We start from the raw sequence: 21734 nt of genomic DNA on the forward strand, positions 1-21734 counted from the left end.
CCGGCCTATCCGCGGCCAGCCCGGAACGCTATCGAGACCCTGAGGTCAGTCGCTCCCGCAGTTGGCCGACATCGCTCGCTTCGACCGGCTTGGCGGCGTTGCCCCAGCTGTTGCGGATATAGGTGAGCACGTTAGCGACGTCGTCATCGCTCAGGTTCCACGCAAAAGACGGCATCGCCGGACCCGTTGGTGCGGCATCCGTTGCACCGGCCCTGCTTCCTGCCAATACCACCCGCATCAGGCTGGTGGCGTCATCTCCGTTGACAAGCGGCGCCTTTGCAAGCTGCGGGAAAAGTTTCGGCACGCCTTCCCCGTTCGGCGTGTGACAAGCCGAACATCGGTCAGCGTAGATCTCCCTGCCCGCGACCATGCGGGCGTCGGTTGCAGCGAGCGCGGCCGGAGATTTCGCATCGGCTCCCGCGCTCTCCTTCAGATAGGTAGCCACAGCCTTGAGATCAGCATCCGTCCAGTGACGACTGGAGTTTTCGACTTCTTCAGCCATCGGTCCCGATGCTGTGTCGAAGCGGTTGGTGCCAGTCTTCAGATAAGTGATGATGTCCTCATCTGTCCACGCCCCGATACCCTTGTGGGGGTCTGCCGTGATATTTGGCGCATACCAATCTTGCAGTGTGGCACCCGTTAGAAAATCGCTGTTCTCGTCACCGCCGAGAAAATTCTTCGGTGTGTGGCAAGTGCCGCAATGACCGAGCCCCTCAACAATATAGGCGCCGCGGTTCCAATCTACCGACTTTTCCAGGCTGGCCTTGAATTCACCCTTCTCGAAGTTGAGGGCGTTCCAGACCGATAGGCTGGCTCTGACGTTGAACGGAAACGGCAGCTGATTGGTTTCGACCTGGTTTTTCACGGGCTCCAAGGTTTGCAGATAGGCGTAGATGGCTGCGTTGTCCGTCTTTGTGACCTTCGTATAGGCCGTGAACGGCATTGCGCCATAGAGATGATATCCGCCCTTGCCCTGCCCGTCGGACATAACCTTCTGGAATTCTTCTTCGGTCATGTTCCCGATGCCGGTTTCAGGATCGGGGGTGATATTAGCGCCGACGAGAGACCCGAAGGGCGTCTTCAGCACAACACCGCCGGCAAATGGCCTTCCCCCCGGAACAGTATGGCATGCCGCACAGTCGCCGACTGTCGCCAGATAACGCCCCTTCTCGATCTGCTCGAAAGAGTCCTCGCGTGGGGATTGAGCGGCGGCGGAACTCCCGATAAGCGCGAGAGCGCCAGCCGCAATCAAAGGAAGATGTCTCATGCTCGCACCAAAGGACCCGGATTTTTCAGATATTGCGTTCGAATTGCGTTCGCTGCCTTGAACGCCAGGGCGCCCACCGTTCCGGTCGGGTTGTAGCCGGGATTTTGCGGGAAAGCGGAAGCGCCGACGACAAAGAGGTTCGGAACGTCCCAACACTGAAGATACTTGTTGACCGCGCTGGTCGTCGGATCCGCGCCCATCACGAATCCGCCGACCACATGGGACGATTGATAAGGTGCAGTATTCCAGTGGCCTTTGGCGGGGTTCGAAACTACCTGCTTTGCTCCCATGGCACGGGCGATTTCGGCGACCTTGTCGGTACAGTAAGCAGCCATCTTCAGATCATTCTGGGGGAAATCAAAGGTCATCCTAAGCAACGGCCGTCCGAGACGATCGGTGTAGGTCGGATCGAGGGAAAGATAATTGGTACGGGTCGAATAGCTGGATGCCTCGCAGCCTACAGACGCAGTCGACAGGTAGTGCTTGACTGTCGCCTTCTTCCATTCCGCCCCCCATCTGGGCGTACCTGGAGGCGTCGGGCGATAGCCGATCGGGGCGGCACCGATCGGCGTGATGCGGACACTGCCGCCACCGAAAAAGCCAAGGCCCGAGTGGTCGAAGTTGTCGTTGTTGAACTCGTCGATACCCATGCCCACCGCACCGGCACCAATAAATGGATTGAAGTTCTTATCGTCAAAGAACATCTGCACGCCGTTCGCCGTCTGGTAGGCGTAGTTGCGTCCGGTCGTGCCGACATTAGATGCCGGATCGTAGGGCGTTCCGACCCCCGACAGTAGCATCAACCGCACGTTTTCGAAGGTGAACGCGGTGACGATGACTAGTTCTGCCGGCTGCTCCCATTCCTCGCCGGAGGCGTCCACGAAAACAACGCCGATGGCGCGCTTGCCGGTGGAATCGAGGGTCACGCGCAGGACTTCCGAATTCGTGCGCGCCGTGAAGTTGGATTTGCGAATCAACGCGGGAAGGATAGTGGTGACGGCGCTCGCCTTGGAATAGTTGGCGCATCCGTAGTTGGTGCAGAAGCCGCAGAAGGTGCAAGGTCCCATCGTAACGCCGAGTGGATTCGTATAGGGCTCGGAAATCAGCGCCGACGGCACCGGGAACGGCTTATAGCCCAAATTGCGGGCAGTCTCGGCAAACAGTGTCGGACCATAGGGCTGCTTTAGCGGCCGGGTTGGATATTCGCTCGAGCGAGGACCTTCGAAGGGATTGCCGCCATCCTGGATGTTGCCGCCTAGGTTACCGGCCTTTCCGGAAATGCCTGCGATCTTTTCGAAGGCGTCGTAGAACGGTTCCATCTCGCTCCAGTCGGTACCCCAATCCTGCAAGGTCAGCTCTTCTGGAATGGCGCTTGCACCATATCGTTCAGCCAGATGGCTCTTCAGGCGGAACTCTTCTGGTTGGAAACGGAAGGTGATGCCGGCCCAATGATTGCCCGCGCCACCCGTCCCATTGCCCGGATGGAAAGAGCCCCAGTTGCGCATCGGCAGCGCCGTCTGCGAAGGGTTGTTGCGTACGGTGATGGCGTTCTGCGCCGTGCGGACCATGAGATCCTGCCGCTGAGCGTAGCGGAGCTCGTCTGCGGCGGACGCCACATTGAAATCCGACGCCGTGTCGCGCCAGGGACCCCTTTCAAGTGCCACCACGTCGAGGCCCTGATCCGTGAGTTCGGTGGCGATGATAGATCCCGCCCATCCGAGACCGATGATCACAACATCTGTCGCCGGTAGTTTACGCGCCATGATCTTAGTTCCTTGCTGTCCATTCGGGCCGGCCAGCGATGCTGAGCGGCGGCAGGTCAAATTTCTCGTTGTGGCGTTCGACGTAGTCGCGGTAATCGTAGCGAGCACCGGGGAAACCGATCATCTTCCAGGAAACCATGTCGCGGTTCCCCCCGTAGATCGGATCGGCGAAGAAACCTTCCATGGTGTTGGCAAGCAACTGGCCGAAGAACATCTTCGAATCGATGCCGTCGAGCGCGATCTCTCCACTCTCGATCCCGGAAATCGTTTTGTCCTGCTGTTCCCCGGGCAGTTCCACAAAGCCTTTGCCGACGGTGGAACGACAGTATGCGTTGAGCGCCGCAATCCCGATCCTATAACGCTGTCTCGGCGCAAGTTCGGACTGGTCGCCCTGTTCCGGCGTCCCCTGCAGAAACGGGCCTTTCATATAAAGGCGTTCGGAGGTGCCGTAGGAGCCCGCCAGCTGGCGGTCGATAAAAACGGCGCACCCGGCGTCCTTACCGCTGACGCTCAACTCGTCGGCAGGTATTATTCTGGAGACCAGCGCCTCGACGGTTGCGGCTTCGTCTGGCGTGAAAAAATACCAACCGCCCGGCCCAAGCGTTTCCGGCGGGTTGTAGTCGAAGGGTTTGAAGGGTGCCGCGCCTCGAATGATGGTAGCGTTGGCACGCCCGGTTGCAACGGCAATGAACGCTGCGGCACTCGAAAGAAGAACCTGCCGGCGGCTGAGCCGGGCATTGGTAATCGTTCTCATGACTGAACCTCGATTGTTGTTCGATGTGGTGAGGGCCTGGCGCTTTCGGCCTGATTCGACCTTGACTGGAGAGATGCGGCTGCCGCGTTATTCTCAGCGAAAAAGGCGAACGCGCGACAAGCAGGCGTTGGGAGACTTTGGATATCAAGGCTGGTTTGCAGGTGCCGCACACCTTTCCCTTTAACTGCGAACTACACTTCAACTGCACGTGATGCCAATCACCGGCTATAGGCACGCGCCGACAATTGATCTTGAACGACATAAGATCGCGCTGCCGCTTTTCGGCCCGTAACCCAAGTGGCAAAGGCTGAAGCAGCGTGTCTTGCCGGAGGAAAGTCCGATGGAATTTTACCGTATCAAAACGCCTGCAATAGAAAAATTAGTTTCATTGCTGAAAATCAGCTATTCCACTATCGTTGTCAACGTAAGAGGAGGATTTTACAAATGCAACTTTCGACCGACGAGATCCTGGGAGCCCCAGGTTTTCTCATCCGCCGCTGCCAGCAGATAGCGACGGCCATTTTTCTGGAGGAAGCGGCGGAGTTCGATTTCTCGCCGACCCAGTACGCAGCGCTGGCCTTCATTCACCTCCAGTCCGGTCTGGACCAAAGCACACTCGGTGAGCGCATCGCCTGCGATCGGTCATCCGTTACCAAATGTGTGGAGCGCCTCGAGGAACGCAATCTCATTAGGCGCGAGATCAGTCCGGTCGATAAGCGCGCCAGGCTTCTATATTCGACGCCGGACGGCGCAGCGATGCTTGAGAAGCTTGTCGTTGCGGCGCGCCGAAGCCAGGCGCGTGTCGCGGCGCCATTGGGGGAGGAGCAAAGCAAAAAGCTGTTCAAGCTGTTGAAAGAGCTCGGGGACGCGCTGAATGACTCGAGCCGCGCGCCAGTCACCGGTGATGCAGGACCATAAGCCCTGCATTTGTCCCGGGCATAGCTAGAGATCGACTACTCACCCGTCGAAGCTTGCGCCAGCGATGTAGAACTTCCGATGCGGTCGTGACTTTGTCGCTTGGCAAGGGCTCGTTCCACGACAGTCCTCTTCTAGGGGGAAGAAGGCATGGCCGGGCGTCGCAGGCGGGTCTGGCCGACATCCGCAGGGCGGATCGCGCACCGCCGGCGCCAGGATCGTGGCTTTCGCGGATGCCCGCGAAGAAGGCGCGTATGCTGGTGGCGATCGCACCGGCGAACAAGGCGGCTCGAACAATATGGGCCATGCTGACGTGGCAGGAAGATTATCGAGACCCAGCTCCGGCAATGGCGGCGTGAAAGGAAACTGCCGCGGTTAAACCGGGACTGGGGGCGGCCTAGGTGATCACGTCTCCAAACCACCAGCTTCAATTTTTGGAGGACTGCGTCATTGCCTGGGCGGTCGAACATGGCGCTAGATTGCCCGTGATCGGAATAGATCTGTGAACATTCCAACTCGTGCAGCGCGCAATTGCCTATCAAGTCTTTGATCCTCAGCCGATACGCGCCTATCGCCGATCGGACGAGGCACGGAAACCTGATTTACCTTGCTGCGCCTGAAGCTCGCCGAGTACTTACTATGTCATCATATCGTGGGATACGTATGCCCTGCAGCGCTTCAAAAAAGGGTTTTAGAACCCATTTTCAAAGTGGATTGCACCAGAACGGATGGAGAAGCTGGGTTCGGTCTTGGCTTGTTCATCGTTGCAGATATCTCGCGGTCCCATCGTGACCGCTGACTCTTACTTTTAAAAAACGTCACGGTCTTCGAGCCGAAATGTCTATTCAGAAAGCGAAATGCGCCAGATGGCGGAGAAATAAACTAGACAGGCCGTCGCATTGTTTCGGCTTAGAGAGCAGGCATTGCGCTATTAATGGAGCAGTGAATTCATTTTATCGTAGTTTACGTTGATTTTGTGCGCATTAAAAATAGATTCGGCTGTTTCCTGCGAACAGGCATTTACATCATAGTTTCAAGCAATGCGGAAACGCCACCAATGGGTCGCTGCGCACAACCAGTAGAAACCGCGGCATTTGTGCTTTGGCTTGTCCGCGATGCATCGAGTTTCGTCACAGGTGCGTCGGTGCCCATCGACGGCGGATCCTGGCCGTTTGGTGGCATAGACTGTGCCTGTGAGCCCAGCCATCAGTGGAAAGCTGATTCTGGGCTGTTTACCTTGGGTCGGGGGGCGCTGCCTTTCAAAGGTGCTGTTCCTCAGGCCGATAGTCTGCCGGGCTGGGATGATACATGTGCGATCCGCTAAGGGCTATGTTTACTAACAACACTCAGCAATCGTCACGTTAGGATAGCCCCATGACAAGTGATCCTTTTTCCTTTTCTCTCGGCGACACTCGCATTACAGCTTTTTGCGATGGCGTTCTTGGGGTGCCCGTTGCAACTCTTTACCGCCTTGGCTCTGAACATCCCACTCCAGAACTCTTTAGCGACGCTCCGAGTGAACTATTTGTGAATGCTTTCCTGGTCGAAATAGGAAGTCGGAGGATCATGATTGACGCTGGTTCCGGCTCCCTCTTCGGGCCGGATCACGGCAAGACGAAAGGTTTTCTGGGAGTCCTCGGTTGTGCCGCCCATGACATAACCGACATCATTCTTACCCACATCCATCCAGACCATACGGGGGGGCTGATATCTGACGGAACCCCCGCTTTTACCAATGCAACGCTCCATATTGGTCGGACGGAAGCTGAGTTTTGGTTGGGGGAAGGTGTATTTTACGCTCCTGGCGCCGGTGACAAGCTGAAGGGACAGATTGCGACTGCTCACGCGACTATTGATGCTTACTCGACCCAAGACCGGGTATCTTTGTTCGATGACAACGGCCTAGTTATGCCTGACTTTAGTTCGCGCTTGCGGGCAGGCCACACACCTGGCCACGTCTCCATCAGGTTCGATGCGGGACAGAATAGTATCGTCTTCGTCGGCGATATCGTTCACGGGGATAAAGTTCAGTTTCGCAACCCATCCGTTACGATCACGTATGATTATGATCAGGCGTCAGCTTCGATCGCTCGCGCCCATGCCTTCGAACAGGCCGCAGACGAAGGTCATTTGATTGCTGCCTCTCATCTACCGTTCCCCGGTCTAGGTTACGTTCGCCGCGAGGTTGATCATTATCGATTTGAGGCTTTTCGGACCGGTTCATGACGGCGATCGTGACATCAAGTTCGCAGCGGAGATGCATTCGGACATGATCAAGATTCAAGACAGCGAAAGCATTGACAGTGAATAATCGCTTATGACGCTTTTTCCGGCCGCAGAATTGCGGACGCCGAACGAACACTTCATGCTGACTGAAAGAGAACCAGAGATGATAAATATATGGAACAAAGTTCTCGCGCTTGGATTATTACTCGCCACATTGTCCAATGTCCCGGCCTTAGCACAAACCCCAGCTTCGGATTCAATGCCACCCACCGATGCCGAACGGGGGGATACGCTAACTCCTAGCCTTGCTGGCAGTGAATTCAGCCACCATCGGGTAGTAGTTGGAGATGTGCGGATCCACTATGTTCGCGGCGGAAAAGGCGAGCCGCTGATCCTGCTCCATGGTTGGCCGGCAACATGGTGGGAATGGAAAAAAGTCATGCCGGGCCTCGCGAAGGATTTTGACGTGATTGCCGTCGATACTCGTGGGCTCGGAGACTCAAGTCGACCCGAGGCTGGTTACGATAAAGATCAGATTGGTGAAGATATCGTCAAGCTTGCAAGTCAGCTCGGCCTAACGCGCTTCTCGGTTGCCGGACATGACCTTGGCGGCCAGGTTGCCTTTGCGATAGCACGCAATCATCCGGATATGGTGAAACGGCTCGCGATTTTAGACGTCCCGCTGATGGGGCTGCCGTACGCCGATACACTTGCCCCGTGGCACTTTGCTTTCAATAAGGTACCGGATGTTCCGGAGATGCTGACACAGGGCCGTGAGCGCCTTTACCTAGACTTGTTCTGGACTGGCGCCACCTATAATTCCCGCGGGTTCGACGAAGCGGACATCCAAGAGTTCATGCGCACCTACGCTGCAGCAGGGGCTATGCGAGCCGGGTTTAATTACTATCGCACCTTCGAGCAGGACGGCGCTGCGAACAAGGCTTGGCTAGGGTCAGGCAACAAACTTAAGATGCCGGTATTGTGGCTCGGCGGAGAAGGCACACCAGAAGCTGCAATGGCAACTGTCGGAGTCATCAGCACCGGGGATTTCTTAGGCCGGCAGCTGCAGACGGTTGCAACCGACCTCCGTGGCGAAAGCATGGCTGGTTGCGGTCACTGGCTCGCCTCTGAGTGCCCTGAACGCACCGAAAAGCACCTGAGCCTCTTCTTCAAGGGAGCCGAGTAAATAGGCTTTATTTAGTTCCAAGGCAGGTTTGGCTGCCTCGGGTTCACAGTGCCCAGCCCGGAGTTATCGCGTTGTTGAGAGGTGATAGAATCGGCCCTGCTGCTGACTGAGTTCATGCAACCGCGCCCCGTGACGGCTTTTCGATGCGCCATCGGGCGGATTCGGTGAATGTAAGCAGCCAGCGCGGATCGTTTGTGGTGCGGAGTGACGAAGAGATTTTGTAGTGCTGAGAAGGTCGAGATGAACCGCTGCAAGCTACCGGCGAATAGGAAACCTTGCATTTCGCGCGTTTTCGTAGCGGGCGATTAGAGTTTTCCACTCGGTTATCAGACCTGACGGTGCTGCGCGACGGCTGCCGGAGCGGTCCGACAACCCGGTCGGGAACAGACCGCGCAGCCTATCTAGTTCTTCAACTCGATCCGGGAATATCTCAAAACCCCCTTCGTAGGGGGCAATTATATTTCCGTTGTGAGCTATCATGACGGTTGCATGATCTCGCCCTGCATGATGGCCATACGAAAAGCTCAAACTCAGAGCTATTGATCTCTTTGTCAGCGCCGTAAAGATCGAACGTGACGCCCTCGTCTTCCTCTTCCTCTGTGATGTCGGCGTCGACCAACTTCAATCCAATCGAGCAACATCGCGTCAGGGCGATAACGCCAATTTCCCAATGATACTTGATGACTGGTGCGATACTGCAGCCGGTAAATCATTCGTTTCAAAAAGGGAAAACGCTATCGCCTAGAGACGCCGGAACATTTCTTCTGTTTCGCTCGACACTGTGATTGAACGGTTCCCTGATGGGTGCGCATAAAGCCGAGCCCATCTGGCCGGGAAGGAACTACGCACCTTCCGACCGAGCGGCAGAACTCCCGGCAAACAGCACTGGAAGGTTGATTCACGCCGCCTCATGAGATCAAGTGCTGATTGGTCAAAATTCTGCGATATGCAGGGTTTTGCAAACCACCGCCGTCGATGTACCGTGGACGAAGCCAATTACAGACAAAAACTGCGACGTATCCCGATCCATTATGTTCCTTATATTTTCCTTGAAGTATTGAGACCCTGCCCTGCCCTGAAACAAAGCGTTCCAACCAACATCTACCATCTGCGAAGGCGGTACGTTACCAACGTCCCAAATGAAAATATCGTTGACTATCGAGTCATTCCAAATTTGCCCTAAGCAAATTTCTTGAACACCCTCGTACGAAAGTTTCACTGCCGTTCCATCAACCCTTCTGAAAGTTAAAAGTAGATAGTGACGATTCGCAAACTCCAACGAAATTAATCTGGCATCGTGGACTCTGGCCCCAAGAAGCATTCCGTCGGCATTTTTCCACGCAATTTCTCTCATTATCGTACTCCTAATCCTCACCTGTTTACACCGTGAGGAATCGGTGGATCACCGTCTTGGGGCGCTCTTCCCAGGTCCACGGTCCTCGTGGCTACGGCCGGTCCAATCATGCACATGATCTTCGCTTCCGATACCTTTTTGTATGGATGCGGCGTATCTCTATCTCTAAGGGCATAGCCATCTGGTTCATAAGTTCGGCACTGGTTACCGCCTCTAATAGTTGAACTTGGTGTGTCGGCATATAGTGGTGTATTTCCAGGATAGTCATCGGTGAGCTGATATTTCGGCCGATCCCACATATGTTCGCTGCTGAAAAGATCGTCGTGCCATGTTCCTTGGCGATTGCCCAACAGAGAGGTGAGGATATGACGAAGCTCCGGCTGTTGTTTGATGCAGGGGCTATAGATCCGGACTGGTTCAGCCCCGAGTTTTTGAAACAAGTTTCGTCAGCGCACGTCGAGCAGATCATCAGTCGGATAAAAGGCGCGCTTGGACCGCTAAAAGGTGTACAGGTTAATGACGGAAGCGGCTTTTTGCAGTTTGAAAACGCGCGCGTACCGGTCCGCATCGGGTTCGACAAGGGAGAGCGGATCGAGATGCTTTGGGTTGGGTCGCCCCAGTTGGAAAACCTCTCCCTTGAGGATCTGGTTCAAAAGCTGAAGGGTGTCGCCGCCGGAGTAATATCGGTTTTTGTCACCGTCGATGGCAAACCGGTGCTGGATGAAAAAAGCGAAAAGCCACTGGCCGTCGGTTCCGCTTTCAAGCTGATCATTCTCAAAGCTTATGAGGATGCTGTAAAGGCCGGAGACATCAAACGTGACCAGGTCGTAATGCTCGAGGACCATGATCGTTCGCTGCCTTCCGGAACACTTCAGGTTCTTTCGCCCGGAACACCGGTTACGCTGGAAGTTTTGGCTCAATTGATGATCAAAATCAGCGACAATACGGCGACGGATGCGTTGTTACGCATTCTGGGTCGGGACAAATTAGAGACAATTTCCCCAAGGAACGTACCGTTCATGACGACGAGGGAGCTGTTCCAACTCATTGCTCCTGGCGCGGGAGATATCCGAGCGCAATACAAGGCAGGAGAACTGCAAGAACGCCGTAAAATCCTTTCCAGCCTGAACTCAGAACGCCTTCCTGAGGTTAATAGAATCGCAAGGTTCGCCACCTGGCAGGATGTCGAATGGTATCTCACGGCGAGAGAAATATGCGAATTGCTCGGGGAGCTTGAAAGAACCCCAGCTCTCGATGATTCGTCACAGCCACTGTTCGAAGGCATGGATTGGCAGCATATCGGCTACAAAGGTGGCTCCGAATATGGCGTCCTTAACCTCTCTGCTATCGGGACAACGCGGCAAGGGCATAAAGTCTGCGTCGTCGTCACGGCAAATGGTAACGCACCGCAAGCGGAGGACCAAATAGCGCCGCTGTTCGCAGACCTTCTTCGGGTTGCTGGAACCAGCCCCGGATAAGCGATAGACTGGGCTCCGCGACAGATCCGATTCTCCGGCTCGAAAACGCGAGCTATTGCTGCGACAGAACAACGCCAGACCTGGAGTGCAGACCAATGACGGAAACGGAAGCAGCACGCCGGGTCAGAGAGATTCTCACCACTATCAAGCCGCTAACCGCGGAATACTACCACCTGACCGGAAAGCCCCTCGGCGTCACCAGCGAGGTCGCCGAAGCGGTCACAGCTGAAGCCCTCGGCCTCGAACTTGTGCCCGCGCGCACTGCGGGTTACGACGCCATTCGACGGGACGGCAATGACCACGAGGAGCGTATCCAGATCAAGGGGCGAGCATTCGGCGCGGACGCCAAGCCGGGCCAGCGTCTCGGGCAGATCAAACAGGCCGCAGCCTGCGACACCGTTTTGCTGGTATTGCTCGACAATGCCACCTCGGATCTCCGTGAAATCTGGCAGGCGCCCTATACGGTCGTCGCGAAGCGACTTGCCTTGCCGGGGTCGAAGGCTCGTGAGCGCGGTGCGCGCGGCGTCCGTGAGTTCAAACGCCTTGCCTTCAAGGTGTGGCCGATAGGCTGACGGTCTTCTGTCCTTGGCCCTGTACGCTCCCGCACGTTCGTAGGCGGCCACGAGCTTGTGATTGGCTGTTTCAAGATTTCTCCCATGTTCACCTGCATCACGCGGCCGGAACGGTCGGGGTATGCGTCCAGTCTCTGCCGCCGGCAATCGGCTGCCCACTCCATTCGCTGCGCTCCCGTGTTGCCGTTGCCTCCGGCCACAAATTCAGAGTCTAGGCGCTGAAATCCCCCCACCGGCAGCGATGGAAGCAGCCGGATAACCAACGGGAGAAACCCACCATGAAACAGACCAAACCCAGCAAACCCGATTACGCCGTCTACGTAGTCGAGGGAGAAGGCGACAAGGCGCACTGGACGAAAATCGGATCGTCCTGGAGCCACCGAGACGGGGAAGGAAGGAACATCACCTTGACCGCCCTTTCCCTCACCGGTCGCCTTACCGTCCGCAAGCCCAAGGCCGAACGGGGCGACCAGTAATGGTTCCGGCCCGCAACACAATCCTGTGGGACGACTGCATCACCTTGATGCAGCGTCTTCCGGGCGGGCCGGTGCATTTCATCCTTACCGATCCCCGAATCTGGTTCGCTACCGCGATCGCAGCGGACGCACCATCGCCAATGATGCGGACGCTTCCTGGCTTGTCCCGGCCTTTGCGGAAATGCACCGTGTCCTCAAGGATAACAGCCTGGCCATTAGCTTCTAGAGGGCATCGCGTTGGTTTCCCGCTGAACAACGCTTGATCAGGCAACGACCTTGGTGTCTGAGGGGATCGATATCGTTGCGATGGCCGCAACGACAGAAGCGATACCAGCCATAACGAATGTCGTTGATAGCGATGACGTGATCACCATGCCGGCCAAGGCGGAACCGAGAGGGAAGCCGGCCAGGTTCAGGCTCATCGAAATCGACATGACGCGGCCGAGCTGTTGCGGATCGGTTCGACGCTGGCGAAGCGTCAAAAGAGCAACATCGATCGGACCGGACATGACGCCGGCTAGCATAAGGCCGATCGCCAGCCCGCCAAACCCAAACTCAGCTGCCACGGGCCATGCCGCTAAAGCCGTAATTACCATTCCGATGGCCATAATGTGACGCTCGCGACCGGTCGTCCGCAGGTGCCCTGCAAATAGCGCGCCAATCCCGCCGGCAATGCCCATCGCAGCCCATAGGAAGCCCGTCACCGAACTCCCGATGGAAGTGTCGTAATGGTTGGCGACAAAAACGGGAACGACGACATAGAGAACGCCCCAGGTGATCTGATACATCGAATAGGAAATGGCAAGGCCGCGCAGTGTCGGCTGCCGAGCCACGATCTTGATACCTTCCCACGTCTGTTGCATGAACGACGCCTGCCTTGATGCCAGACCTGGAAGGAGCGGTACGAGGGACATGCATATTGCCGCGCCTGCATAAATGAAGGCAATCACGGACATCGCACTTTCAGGACCAGGCCACGCGACAATGATGCCGGCCATTGCGGGCCCGACGACATCAACGACGGCATAGACTGCCGTATCCAGCGCATTTGCTCGATCGAGTGCGTGAGACGGAACCAATCGAGGCAACAGGGTACGGGTGCCAGCCGCCCCCAGCGGACCGGCGAGGGAAAACAATATCACCAGAAAGAACAGGACCGGTGGCGTCATCCAGTCGAGCCAGCTCACGATACTGATTGCGGCAATGAATATGGCGCTGGCGATCATGTCGATCCTGACGGCTATCGTCGGTCCGACGCGATCAAGCAGAACACCTGCGATCGGACTAACCAACAGGCCGGCACGATTGCCGCGAAGGTCAGCCAGCCGGCCAACGCCGGTGACGAGAACCGCGCCAGCACGAACAGCACCAACGTGAGAATGAACATGCGTCCGGCCAGACGCGAGAGGGTAGCAGCGACAATGAGAGGTGTCAGACCGGGAATTTTGGTGAGAACTCGGTATGAGTTGTGCTGTTCCATCGTGACCTGCTGATGATGGTTGGATTTTTGAACATCAATCAAGTGTGCTCGAGATGTCCGAGTTGAACGCAATGCAAGTATTAGGCAGTTCTCTGAATGCCGAGACGGCCTAATTCCCGATAGACAGTTGAGCGACCGAAGCCAAGCTGTTTGGCGGCGTCGGTCGGGGATGTCTTAGCTTCGACGAGTTTGATCGCCGCGTCTATCTTTTTCATGTCGAGGGGCTGGCGACCGGGGCGCTTGCCCTTGGCTCTCGCCGCGACGATACCGTCCTTCGTCCGTTCCGAAATCAGCCAGCGTTCGAAGTGGGCAATGGCACCGAACACGTGAAAGATCAGCTCACCGGCGGCCGACGAGGTGTCGATCTTCTCTTCAAGGCTTTGCCGTTCAGTTTTTTCCACGAACTCTCCTGACACTTGGCATGTCCGCGCCCTCTTGAAGACAGTCGACCGGATCCTAATCGATCAAGGTCTTGCGGGTATCTTCAGCACCGCCAAAGGTGAGCCTGCCTGGCCAGCGCTCGTTTTGTTCAAGGGATTGCTGTGGTCGATCTGGCCCGACGGTTGCCAGATAACGCGCTGGCCGCCACGTCCCGGAAGTCCAATGCGTCGACAATCGTCACCAAGGAAGGAGAATTGGTCGATCGGCCGGAGGTGCCGTAGCGGGGGCAGCAGCTCAGTGCAGCGACGTCTATTCGGCCAGGAGCAATTCACGTACCGCTGCATCGGCGATTTCCCCGAGCCTGCGCCAACCGTAAAGATCACGCTCGGCCACCCGCTCCTGGATCGTGGCCAGCATCCAACCCGCCGAGGCCGCGTCACCGGCGCTCTTACAAATGTTGAACTGCTTCAGGCATGCAGCGATACCCGGGCGCGCCGAACCGCGATCACGATCTGTCGCTTCTATCAGTGAACGCGCGTCACGATAGGCCTTTGCTATGCGCCGCTTGTCGTGCGCTCCACTCTCGACAATGTTTCTGACGGCAAAGAGCAGAGCCAGCAACAAGTCCGCCGTTTCGTCAGGCACCACTTTATACGCCTCCTGCTCCTTCGGTCTCGTTGTGGTCTGGCTGCAAAGCTATCTCCAAATCACAGCGGGGCGTTACGTGATCGCGTCCCTGTCGGATCTCCTGTAAAAAAGCGGGAGCGCAGCCCGCATCGCGTCAAGGAATATGATCCGCAGCAACCGGGTTCAGGACCCCCGTTGTTCTTAAGCCAATTCGAACTGGCCGCTCACTAAATCGCGTTTGGGACAACAACGATTTATGGAACATAAGCTACCTACTGATGGGATGTCCAAAAACGGATTCTCCTGAGCTGAATACGCACAATCGAACCCTAGCAGAGACAACTCGAACGAAAATTGCGACTTGGGCGTCCTTCATGTGGTCAGGCGACGGCCGTCCGCGTCGAACAGATGCACTTGCATCGGATCGGCTTTGACACGTAGGCCACTGCCTGTGTTGAAATTGGGTTTTCCGTTAAGCCGAACAGTAAGGTCGCCGACGTCGCTATTCAGATACAGTATGGTTTCATTGCCCAGGTATTCGACAGCCTTTACGGTGGCGGCCCAGCCTCCTTCCTCTGTGATCGAGATATGTTCCGGGCGTATTCCAAAGGTAGTGGCGCCTCGCTCCTCAGCGGTTTTTCCGGAAAGTAAGTTCATCTTCGGCGATCCAATAAAGGTTGCGACAAAAACGGTTTTTGGCTTTTCATAAAGCTCTTGGGGGCTTCCCACCTGCTCGATGCGTCCGGCATTCAGGACAACGATCTGGTCGGCCAAGGTCATCGCCTCGACCTGATCGTGTGTCACGTAGACCATCGTAGCAGTCAAACGTGAATGCAGTTCTGCAAGCTCCACACGCATCTGGCTCCGCAATGCTGCGTCGAGGTTCGAGAGTGGCTCATCGAACAGGAATACCTCCGGCTCGCGTACAATGGATCGGCCGATCGCCACACGCTGCCTTTGCCCTCCTGACAGCGCCGCTGGCTTGCGGTCGAGAATCGCATTCAGGTGAAGGATGTCGGCAGCCTTCGCTACCCGTTCGTTGCGTTCTGCTTCCGGCATCTTGGCGAGCCGAAGGCCGAAGTCGATGTTCTGCCGCACAGTCATATGTGGAAAGAGCGCGTATGATTGAAAAACCATAGAAATCCCACGCTCCGAAGGCTCGCTTTGTGTCACGTCGCGTCCACCGATCTGGATAACGCCTTGCGTGGGTGCCTCAAGGCCCGCGATCATGCGAAGCAAAGTCGATTTTCCGCATCCTGACGGGCCGACCAATACGGTAAACGAGCCGTCGGGAATTGTAAGAGACAGGTTCGGGATGATCTCCATGGCACCGAATGTTTTGTTAAGCGAATTGAGCTGCACTTCAGCCATGATAGAGGTCCTTAACTTCGAGTTTGCGGCTCAGCCTTTGACGGCGCCGCCGGTCAAACCTGCGACGATATATTTTTGAGCAGCCAGGAAAAAAGCGATGGACGGTAGGATTGTCAGCGTGATGAACGCGAGCGTCCTATTCCATTCCACAACGTACTCGCCGCGAAACTGCATCATTCCCAGCGGCCATGTGTAAAGCTCTCGCGAATTCAGCACGACCAGCGGCAAGAGAAAGTTATTCCAGCTCGAAACAAAAACGAACGTACCGACGGTGGCCAGGATTGGCGTGGATAGCGGCAGTGTGAACTGCCAGAAGAAACGAGCATAACCACATCCTTCCACCCAGGCTGCCTCGAACAATTCCTTCGGCAATTGCTCAAAGAATGTTTTGAACAGAAGGATAGACAGAGACAGGCCAAAGGCTGTCTGCGGTAGGATCACGGCCCAGTAGCTGTCCAACAACCCAAGGTCCCTGACCTTGATGAAGAGCGGCAGGATCGCTGTTGCAAACGGGAATACCAAACCCAGAAGCAAATAGGCCTGGAGCCAACGAGCGCCGAAAAACCGGATCTGCGCAAAGACATAGGCTGCTGCTGCCGCCACGATCAACGTGAGAACGACGGTCACCAACGAGACGAAGAGCGAATTGCCCAGGAACCGCCAGAAGCTCCAGTCTTCTAGGATGGAAAGAAAGAAACCAGCCTGCCATTCATCGGGAAGTCCGAATGGGTTGGAGCGCAATTCGCCTGCGCTTTTGAACCCGCCTAGAACCGTCACCAGCATAGGCCCGAGGACGAATGCGCTCATCAGCATGAGGGTTACGGCACGAGCGAGACTGGCGAAGAATACCGAACTCTTCATCGCGCGGATTCCTTATTAAGGTAGCGTTGGTAGGCAATCGCGACGCCCATCGCCGCAAGGAAAAGCAGCACGCCAACGGCGCTTCCGAACCCGACTTTCAACCGGGTCAAGCCGAACGCGTAGAGATAGGTGACGATCGTGTGGGTGCTGTTCGACGGACCACCGTTCGTCAAAGGGATCACCACGTCGAAGAGCTGTAGCGAGCCGACGACAGCAAAAAAGCCGGAGACGAGCAAGGCGGGCTTGATCTGTGGGATCAAAACGTGGCGGACCACCGCCCAGCGGCGGGCGCCTTCGATGCGAGCCGCTTCGATCATCTCCTCGGGTACGCTTTGCAACGCAGCGACGTAAATCATCATATGAAAGCCGAAGTACTTCCAGACGACGACGATCGTGATGGCGAAGAACGCCCACTGCTTGTCTGCCAGGATGAAAAATGGCTCAAGACCGAGGGCGTTCGCGATGCCGGCCGCGACGCCGGTATTGCCGTCAAACACGAAACTCCAGATCAAACCTGATGCGATTTCTGCAAGGATATAGGGAAGAAAGAATATCAGCCGGAACGCCGAGTTTGCTGGCGTTTGACGATAGACGAGCAGTGCCAGAAGCAATGCGAGCGGCATCTGCACCAACAGGGAGACAATCAAAACGATGCCGGAATTGCCAACCGACTTCCAAAAGATGTCGTGATTGAGGACCTGGGCGTAATTCTCCAAACCGACGAAGTCTGTCGGAGCGCCATAGCCATTCCACTTGAAGAGGCTATAGTAACCGGCATCCAGAAGCGGCAGAATGACAAACAGCGTGAAGAGTATGAGTGCTGGCGGCAACATCAGTAAAACTGCTGTCACGCGGCCATCCAGGCGCCAACTGCGCGCTTTCGAAGGTACACCTTTGGGCATATCGGACTTCCAGAAAGAGGATATGATGGTGCCAGTCGGCGGATCGTGGATGGATCCGCCGAACGGGACTATCGCATGGACCACGCGTCCTGGATGGTCTTCGCGGCTTCCTCGGGCGTCACGTTGCCCTGAGCGAGGTCTGCGGATACGTCATTGAATGTCGCGCCGACATCTGCGCCCAGCGCTTGATCGAGGAAGATCTGGTGATAAGGCGCGGCAGACAGATGCTGCGACATTTCCTTGAAGAACGGATTTGTAATGGATGTATCCGCACTTTTGGTTGCCGGAATGTAGTAGCCGGCAGCAGCGCCCTTCGACAGGCTTTCCGGACTGTTGACGAATTTCAGGAAATCAATTGCTTCAGGAGAGGCCGTGGATGACACCGCCCATCCGTTCAGTCCGCCAAACGTGTCGGCGGCATTGCCCGCCCCGCCGTCGACCGCCGGAAAGCGGAGAACAGCCATATGAGAGTCTTCGATGCCCTTCCCGCTGGCGGAGGCTTGCTTGGCTGAACCGTAGTCCCAGTCACCCATCAGGTGGAAGAGACCTTTTCCGTCGCCGAACATTCCAGACGCCTGTTCGAAGGTTGTGTCCATAAAGCCGGGCTGGAAAGGCTTGAGATCGATCAGTTGCTTGAAATCTTCCGCGGCTTTCACGAATGCCGGAGCAGCAAACCCATCGCCCTTGTTGGCAATAGCCGACTTAAAGCCTTCGGCGCCTGCCTCCCGCAAGGCGAGATATCCATAGTAGAAGTGCAGCGGCCACTTATCTTTGCCACCGACGACGATCGGCGTCACACCGGCGTCTTTTGCCTTTTTGACTGCTGCAAGAAAATCCGCCCACGTTTTGATGCCGGCAACATCGACGCCGGCTTTCTTTGCAAGGTCGAGGTTCGTCCAGAATACGACCTCGGACGCATTGATCGGGGCTCCAACAATCTGACCATTCACCGTGAACGCATTCACTCCGGTCGGCGAATAGCGCGCAGCCCAATCTTCTGATACGTCTTTCGTCACATCTTTCAGGAAGCCGGCCGCTGCCTGGTCGGCCAAGACACCTCCGCCCCAACTGTAGAAGAGATCTGGGCGCGCGTCCGACTGCAGGAGTGTCGGCAGCTTCTGCTTGAAAGCCTCGGTGGAAAGATATTCGAACTGCACGTGGACGCCCGGATGGCTGGCCTCATAAGCGGAGACCTGTTTTGCGTACAAAGCCTTTTCGCCGTCATTGCCAGGCTCTGAGCGCAGCACCTTGATCGTCGTGTCGGCATAGGCAGACGTCGCACACATCGCCACGGCGATCAGTACCGCTGTTGCGGTTTTCACGGATTTAAACTCCATATCTTCCTCCTCCGGCATCGCGGTGAGCAATTGCGGTGGCGATGCCAGACCAACCGCATGCCTTCATTTATTCGGCTAGGGTGGCGAACGAATAAGCGGGTAGATCGAGCGTGGCCGTCTCTCCGCCGCAGGTCGCTGTGACTCTCACCGCGTCCGGCGTTGGATTGTTCATGACCACCACTTCCTTGCCGTCCGGGTTTCGGAAATAGATCGCGTTGCCCGCCCACCGGCCCTTTGGCCGTATGACCGTGGCGCCGGGCCTGACGAAGCCCGCGAAATGGCGCATCACGTGGAATTCGGGCTGTTTCTGCAGCGTGCCGTCCCGTTCAACGGTCGCCATCGAGTTCTGCTTCCATCCCCAGGTGCTGACCCCACCCTGTTCAAGCACCGCATTCCAGTAGACATAGGCGCTGGCGCCGTGATCGAGATAGTGCCGGACTAGATTGAAAACGTAATGGGCGTATTCCCAGCTGTTATCGCCGTCGCCGCATTCGTTTTCTGTCTGTATCAGTTCAAGATCTGGCGCCGACATCTGAGCCTGGCGGATCGAATGCTTGCCGGCCCATTGAAATCCTACGCCCTTGATGACCGCGCGTGCTTCGGGATCCGCCAGCGTCGGTAGGACAAACTTGTTGAAGTCGCCGCGAATGTCGCCCCGCTCGATCGTGCCGAGCCAGAGTTCTGTCGTGAGCCCGGCGCTGCTAATGGCGGGCGCGAGATAGTCGCGCAGAAAGTCACGCAGCTGTTCGCCCGTCCAACGGCAGGACGGAAACTTCTGATCTGAATCCGGCTCGTTTTGCGGATGAACAGCCGAGATAGAAATTCCTTCGGCTTCATAGGCTTCAACAAACCGGACGAAGTAATCTGCGTACGCTTTCAGGTAACGATCTTCCCAGATTACATGGCCGTGATTGTAGGCCTGTGGGAACTTCATCCACGTCGGCGGGCTCCATGGCGAAGCAAACAGCGTGAGCTCAGAACCTCTGATGGCTTTTGCAGCCTTGATGTAGGGAATGACCGCCTCGTGGTCGCGAGCAATCGAAAAGGCGCTCATATCGAAGTCGCCGTCTGTCTCGTTATAACTGTACCAGCTGGCTGAATAGTCATTCGCGCCGATGGGCAAACGGCAATAGGTAAAAGCCATTTCCTCCGGCGAGAAAAGCAAGCGCAGCATCTCGTCGCGTTCTTCGCTTGAGGTCTTCTGCAGCGCGATCCATCCAAGCTCGTTAAAGCATGCCCCGAACCCCTTGAAGTTCGATGAGACCGTTTCGCCCACCCAGAGGTCATTTTGAGATCTCTCAGAATTCCCGGACACATCGCTCCAGGGTTTATCTTCGGTCGTCACAACGATACGCATTTTTGCTCCGCTCTCCATGAAAGGGGGCAAGCCGCCAAGGTGTCTATGATCGCTCCCCACCCTACGGCTCGTCTCCTCCTGCCAGCCCGGCTGGTCCTCACCATCCGAGCGCTAAAGAGGACCTTAATGGTTAGCGGGCCCGTGGTCAAGATACTTCATTCACTGTATGAAGTATCTTGACCACGGGCTTCATAGTTTGCGACGTGACAGCTAATGGTGTTAGACAGCCGATCAATCAGTGACGGAAGGTGGAGAATGCGAATTAAGGGGGACCAAAGTACCACGCGCCTCATCAACCGCAGGCTTGTGCTGGATTGTCTACGTCGTGCCGGCCAGCTGACGCGGATGGAACTCGTGGGGCGAACAAGTTTGAGTCCTGCCGCAATGTCAGGCGTTGTCGGCGAATTGATCGAAGAGGGCTTTGTCGTCGAGGGCGAAGCCGGCGAAAGCAGCGGTGGCCGAAAGCCAGTGCCAGTGTCGATCAATTACGGGTTCAGGGTATCGATTGGCATCAAGCTGATGCATGATCGTATCGATGCCACGATGACAGATCTCTCCACAAGTCCGATCGGCTTTAGCACCGTTGAAATAGACGATACATCGATCGAGGTCGTGACACGGGCGATGTCGACCGCAATTTCCGAGCTAATTCCAGATCCGTTTCTAAGGGGGGAAAAGTTGCTCGGAATAGGTGTCGCCATGCCCGGCATCATTGACGTCCAGCGGGGAGTTTGTATCGCCTCGCCTCGCTTGGGTTGGCGAGATGTGGAGGTTGCAAGGCATCTTGCTGTGGCCGCAGATAAACCTGTATGGGTCGACAACGACGTCAACGCTTATGCAATCGCCCAAAACCTGTTTGGCGTTAGCCGCCATTACCGCTCCTCGCTGGCCTTGATACTGGGAACGGGGGTCGGCGCGGCGATCATGGTCAATGGGCAGATCTGGCGGGGAGGCCGTTTTTCAGCAGGAGAAATCGGCATCAATCGAATCGATGGCACGCGCACCTGGGATGAGATCTTCTCCCTCCCCGCGATGCAGGCAGACTGGAAGGCTTTCTGCGCACAGACAAATCGGCCAGGGAACACCTTAGAGGAGGCAGTCAATCTCCTCGACACGGACGCCATCGCTTTGCTCGAACAGCGTGGAAATCTCATTGCTCCGCGCGTTGCAGAAATGATCAACCTTCTTGACCCTGAAATCGTCGTCCTCGGAGGAGAGGTTATGCAGTTGGGCTCTGCGCTGCCCGACGCGCTGAAGAGTGCACTCATCCGTTTCGTTCCCGGAAAGATGCCCGACATCGTAATCGATCAAACAAATGATATCTGGTCACGAGGGGCGGCGGCACTCGCCATACAAAGTTTCTTCGATTTCGAAAGCGTCTCGGGCACGCAGGCGGCTTCACCGCGAACATTGGCGTGGGCTTGACC

20 protein-coding genes and 3 pseudogenes are annotated in these 21734 nt (G+C 56.3%); 8 read left to right on the forward strand and 15 right to left on the reverse strand.

Features of this window, described 5'->3' with window-relative positions:
• Nucleotides 1–28: 28 nt before the first annotated feature.
• The 3 genes from HGP12_RS27425 to HGP12_RS27435 are packed head-to-tail and all read right to left on the reverse strand — an operon-like array spanning nucleotide 29 to nucleotide 3784.
• The gene (locus HGP12_RS27425) at nucleotides 29–1267 is read right to left on the reverse strand and encodes a cytochrome c (protein ID WP_168879815.1); all 1239 of its coding nucleotides are present in this window, start codon (nucleotides 1265–1267) and stop codon (nucleotides 29–31) included.
• On the reverse strand, nucleotides 1264–3030 hold the full coding sequence (locus HGP12_RS27430; RefSeq protein WP_168879816.1) for a GMC family oxidoreductase: 1767 nt from the start codon (nucleotides 3028–3030) through the stop codon (nucleotides 1264–1266). Before HGP12_RS27430 ends, HGP12_RS27425 begins: the two co-directional genes overlap by 4 nt.
• Nucleotides 3031–3034: 4 nt before the next feature.
• Nucleotides 3035–3784 (reverse strand): gluconate 2-dehydrogenase subunit 3 family protein, encoded by a 750-nt coding sequence (locus HGP12_RS27435; protein ID WP_168879817.1) that lies wholly within the window; start codon nucleotides 3782–3784, stop codon nucleotides 3035–3037.
• Between the two features lie 444 nt (nucleotides 3785–4228).
• On the opposite strand from HGP12_RS27435, the gene HGP12_RS27440 reads away from it, so the two are divergent.
• The 4 genes from HGP12_RS27440 (at nucleotide 4229) to HGP12_RS27455 (ending at nucleotide 8111) form a co-directional block, all read left to right on the forward strand.
• Nucleotides 4229–4702: a MarR family winged helix-turn-helix transcriptional regulator gene (locus HGP12_RS27440; RefSeq protein WP_168879818.1), complete on the forward strand. Its 474-nt coding sequence runs from the start codon at nucleotides 4229–4231 to the stop codon at nucleotides 4700–4702.
• A gap of 973 nt (nucleotides 4703–5675) precedes the next feature.
• The gene (locus tag HGP12_RS34895; protein WP_409527232.1) at nucleotides 5676–6023 is read left to right on the forward strand and encodes an SDR family oxidoreductase; all 348 of its coding nucleotides are present in this window, start codon (nucleotides 5676–5678) and stop codon (nucleotides 6021–6023) included.
• A 50-nt stretch (nucleotides 6024–6073) separates the two neighbouring features.
• Entirely contained in the window at nucleotides 6074–6925 is an 852-nt protein-coding gene (locus tag HGP12_RS27450) for an MBL fold metallo-hydrolase (protein ID WP_168879820.1), read from the forward strand.
• Between the two features lie 91 nt (nucleotides 6926–7016).
• Nucleotides 7017–8111 carry an alpha/beta fold hydrolase gene (locus HGP12_RS27455; protein WP_168879821.1) on the forward strand — a complete coding sequence of 365 codons (1095 nt, stop codon included), beginning with the start codon at nucleotides 7017–7019 and terminating at the stop codon, nucleotides 8109–8111.
• Nucleotides 8112–8236: 125 nt separating this feature from the next.
• Here the strand turns inward: HGP12_RS27455 and HGP12_RS34260 are convergent.
• Together HGP12_RS34260 and HGP12_RS27460 are read right to left on the reverse strand one after the other, a co-directional pair.
• Nucleotides 8237–8436: pseudogene (locus HGP12_RS34260) on the reverse strand (IS6 family transposase); the annotation flags it as partial.
• A gap of 606 nt (nucleotides 8437–9042) precedes the next feature.
• Nucleotides 9043–9465, reverse strand: a complete 423-nt coding sequence (locus HGP12_RS27460; protein ID WP_168879822.1) for a hypothetical protein — start codon at nucleotides 9463–9465, stop codon at nucleotides 9043–9045.
• Between the two features lie 299 nt (nucleotides 9466–9764).
• Here HGP12_RS27460 and HGP12_RS27465 point away from each other — a divergent pair, with 299 nt between their 5' ends.
• The 3 genes from HGP12_RS27465 to HGP12_RS27475 all read left to right on the forward strand — a co-directional run bounded on the left by HGP12_RS27465 (nucleotide 9765) and on the right by HGP12_RS27475 (nucleotide 11991).
• Nucleotides 9765–10943: a serine hydrolase gene (locus HGP12_RS27465; RefSeq protein ID WP_168879823.1), complete on the forward strand. Its 1179-nt coding sequence runs from the start codon at nucleotides 9765–9767 to the stop codon at nucleotides 10941–10943.
• Nucleotides 10944–11038: 95 nt separating this feature from the next.
• Nucleotides 11039–11515, forward strand: a complete 477-nt coding sequence (locus HGP12_RS27470) for a DUF6998 domain-containing protein (RefSeq protein ID WP_168879824.1) — start codon at nucleotides 11039–11041, stop codon at nucleotides 11513–11515.
• Between the two features lie 278 nt (nucleotides 11516–11793).
• Entirely contained in the window at nucleotides 11794–11991 is a 198-nt protein-coding gene (locus HGP12_RS27475) for a hypothetical protein (protein ID WP_168879825.1), read from the forward strand.
• Nucleotides 11992–12254: 263 nt separating this feature from the next.
• On the opposite strand, the gene HGP12_RS27480 is transcribed toward HGP12_RS27475, so the two are convergent.
• The 10 genes and pseudogenes from HGP12_RS27480 to HGP12_RS27515 all read right to left on the reverse strand — a co-directional run bounded on the left by HGP12_RS27480 (nucleotide 12255) and on the right by HGP12_RS27515 (nucleotide 20307).
• Complete coding sequence (locus tag HGP12_RS27480) at nucleotides 12255–13283, reverse strand: MFS transporter (RefSeq protein WP_246703561.1); 1029 nt, start codon at nucleotides 13281–13283, stop codon at nucleotides 12255–12257.
• Nucleotides 13232–13513 carry a hypothetical protein gene (locus tag HGP12_RS34270; RefSeq protein ID WP_246703562.1) on the reverse strand — a complete coding sequence of 94 codons (282 nt, stop codon included), beginning with the start codon at nucleotides 13511–13513 and terminating at the stop codon, nucleotides 13232–13234. The genes HGP12_RS27480 and HGP12_RS34270 overlap by 52 nt, the downstream gene beginning before the upstream one ends.
• A 38-nt stretch (nucleotides 13514–13551) precedes the next feature.
• Nucleotides 13552–13851, reverse strand: a pseudogene (locus HGP12_RS34695) (recombinase family protein); the annotation flags it as partial.
• 310 nt (nucleotides 13852–14161) lie between these two features.
• Entirely contained in the window at nucleotides 14162–14497 is a 336-nt protein-coding gene (locus tag HGP12_RS27490; protein WP_312862948.1) for a hypothetical protein, read from the reverse strand.
• A 354-nt stretch (nucleotides 14498–14851) separates the two neighbouring features.
• Nucleotides 14852–15337, reverse strand: a complete 486-nt coding sequence (locus tag HGP12_RS34900) for an ABC transporter ATP-binding protein (protein WP_409527237.1) — start codon at nucleotides 15335–15337, stop codon at nucleotides 14852–14854.
• 90 nt (nucleotides 15338–15427) lie between these two features.
• A pseudogene (locus HGP12_RS34905) lies at nucleotides 15428–15766 on the reverse strand (ABC transporter ATP-binding protein); the annotation flags it as partial.
• 114 nt (nucleotides 15767–15880) lie between these two features.
• Complete coding sequence (locus tag HGP12_RS27500; RefSeq protein ID WP_168879828.1) at nucleotides 15881–16711, reverse strand: carbohydrate ABC transporter permease; 831 nt, start codon at nucleotides 16709–16711, stop codon at nucleotides 15881–15883.
• The gene (locus tag HGP12_RS27505) at nucleotides 16708–17613 is read right to left on the reverse strand and encodes a carbohydrate ABC transporter permease (protein WP_205926670.1); all 906 of its coding nucleotides are present in this window, start codon (nucleotides 17611–17613) and stop codon (nucleotides 16708–16710) included. Before HGP12_RS27505 ends, HGP12_RS27500 begins: the two co-directional genes overlap by 4 nt.
• Before the next feature lie 68 nt (nucleotides 17614–17681).
• Nucleotides 17682–18950 (reverse strand): ABC transporter substrate-binding protein, encoded by a 1269-nt coding sequence (locus HGP12_RS27510; RefSeq protein WP_168879829.1) that lies wholly within the window; start codon nucleotides 18948–18950, stop codon nucleotides 17682–17684.
• A 67-nt stretch (nucleotides 18951–19017) separates the two neighbouring features.
• Nucleotides 19018–20307 (reverse strand): glycoside hydrolase family 30 protein, encoded by a 1290-nt coding sequence (locus HGP12_RS27515; RefSeq protein ID WP_168879830.1) that lies wholly within the window; start codon nucleotides 20305–20307, stop codon nucleotides 19018–19020.
• A gap of 255 nt (nucleotides 20308–20562) precedes the next feature.
• Between HGP12_RS27515 and HGP12_RS27520 the strand changes: the two genes are divergently transcribed.
• A complete protein-coding gene (locus tag HGP12_RS27520; protein ID WP_168879831.1) occupies nucleotides 20563–21732 on the forward strand; it encodes an ROK family transcriptional regulator in 1170 nt (389 codons plus the stop codon).
• Nucleotides 21733–21734: the final 2 nt, after the last annotated feature.

Source organism: Rhizobium sp. P28RR-XV, assembly GCF_012641385.1.
Taxonomy (GTDB): domain Bacteria; phylum Pseudomonadota; class Alphaproteobacteria; order Rhizobiales; family Rhizobiaceae; genus Rhizobium.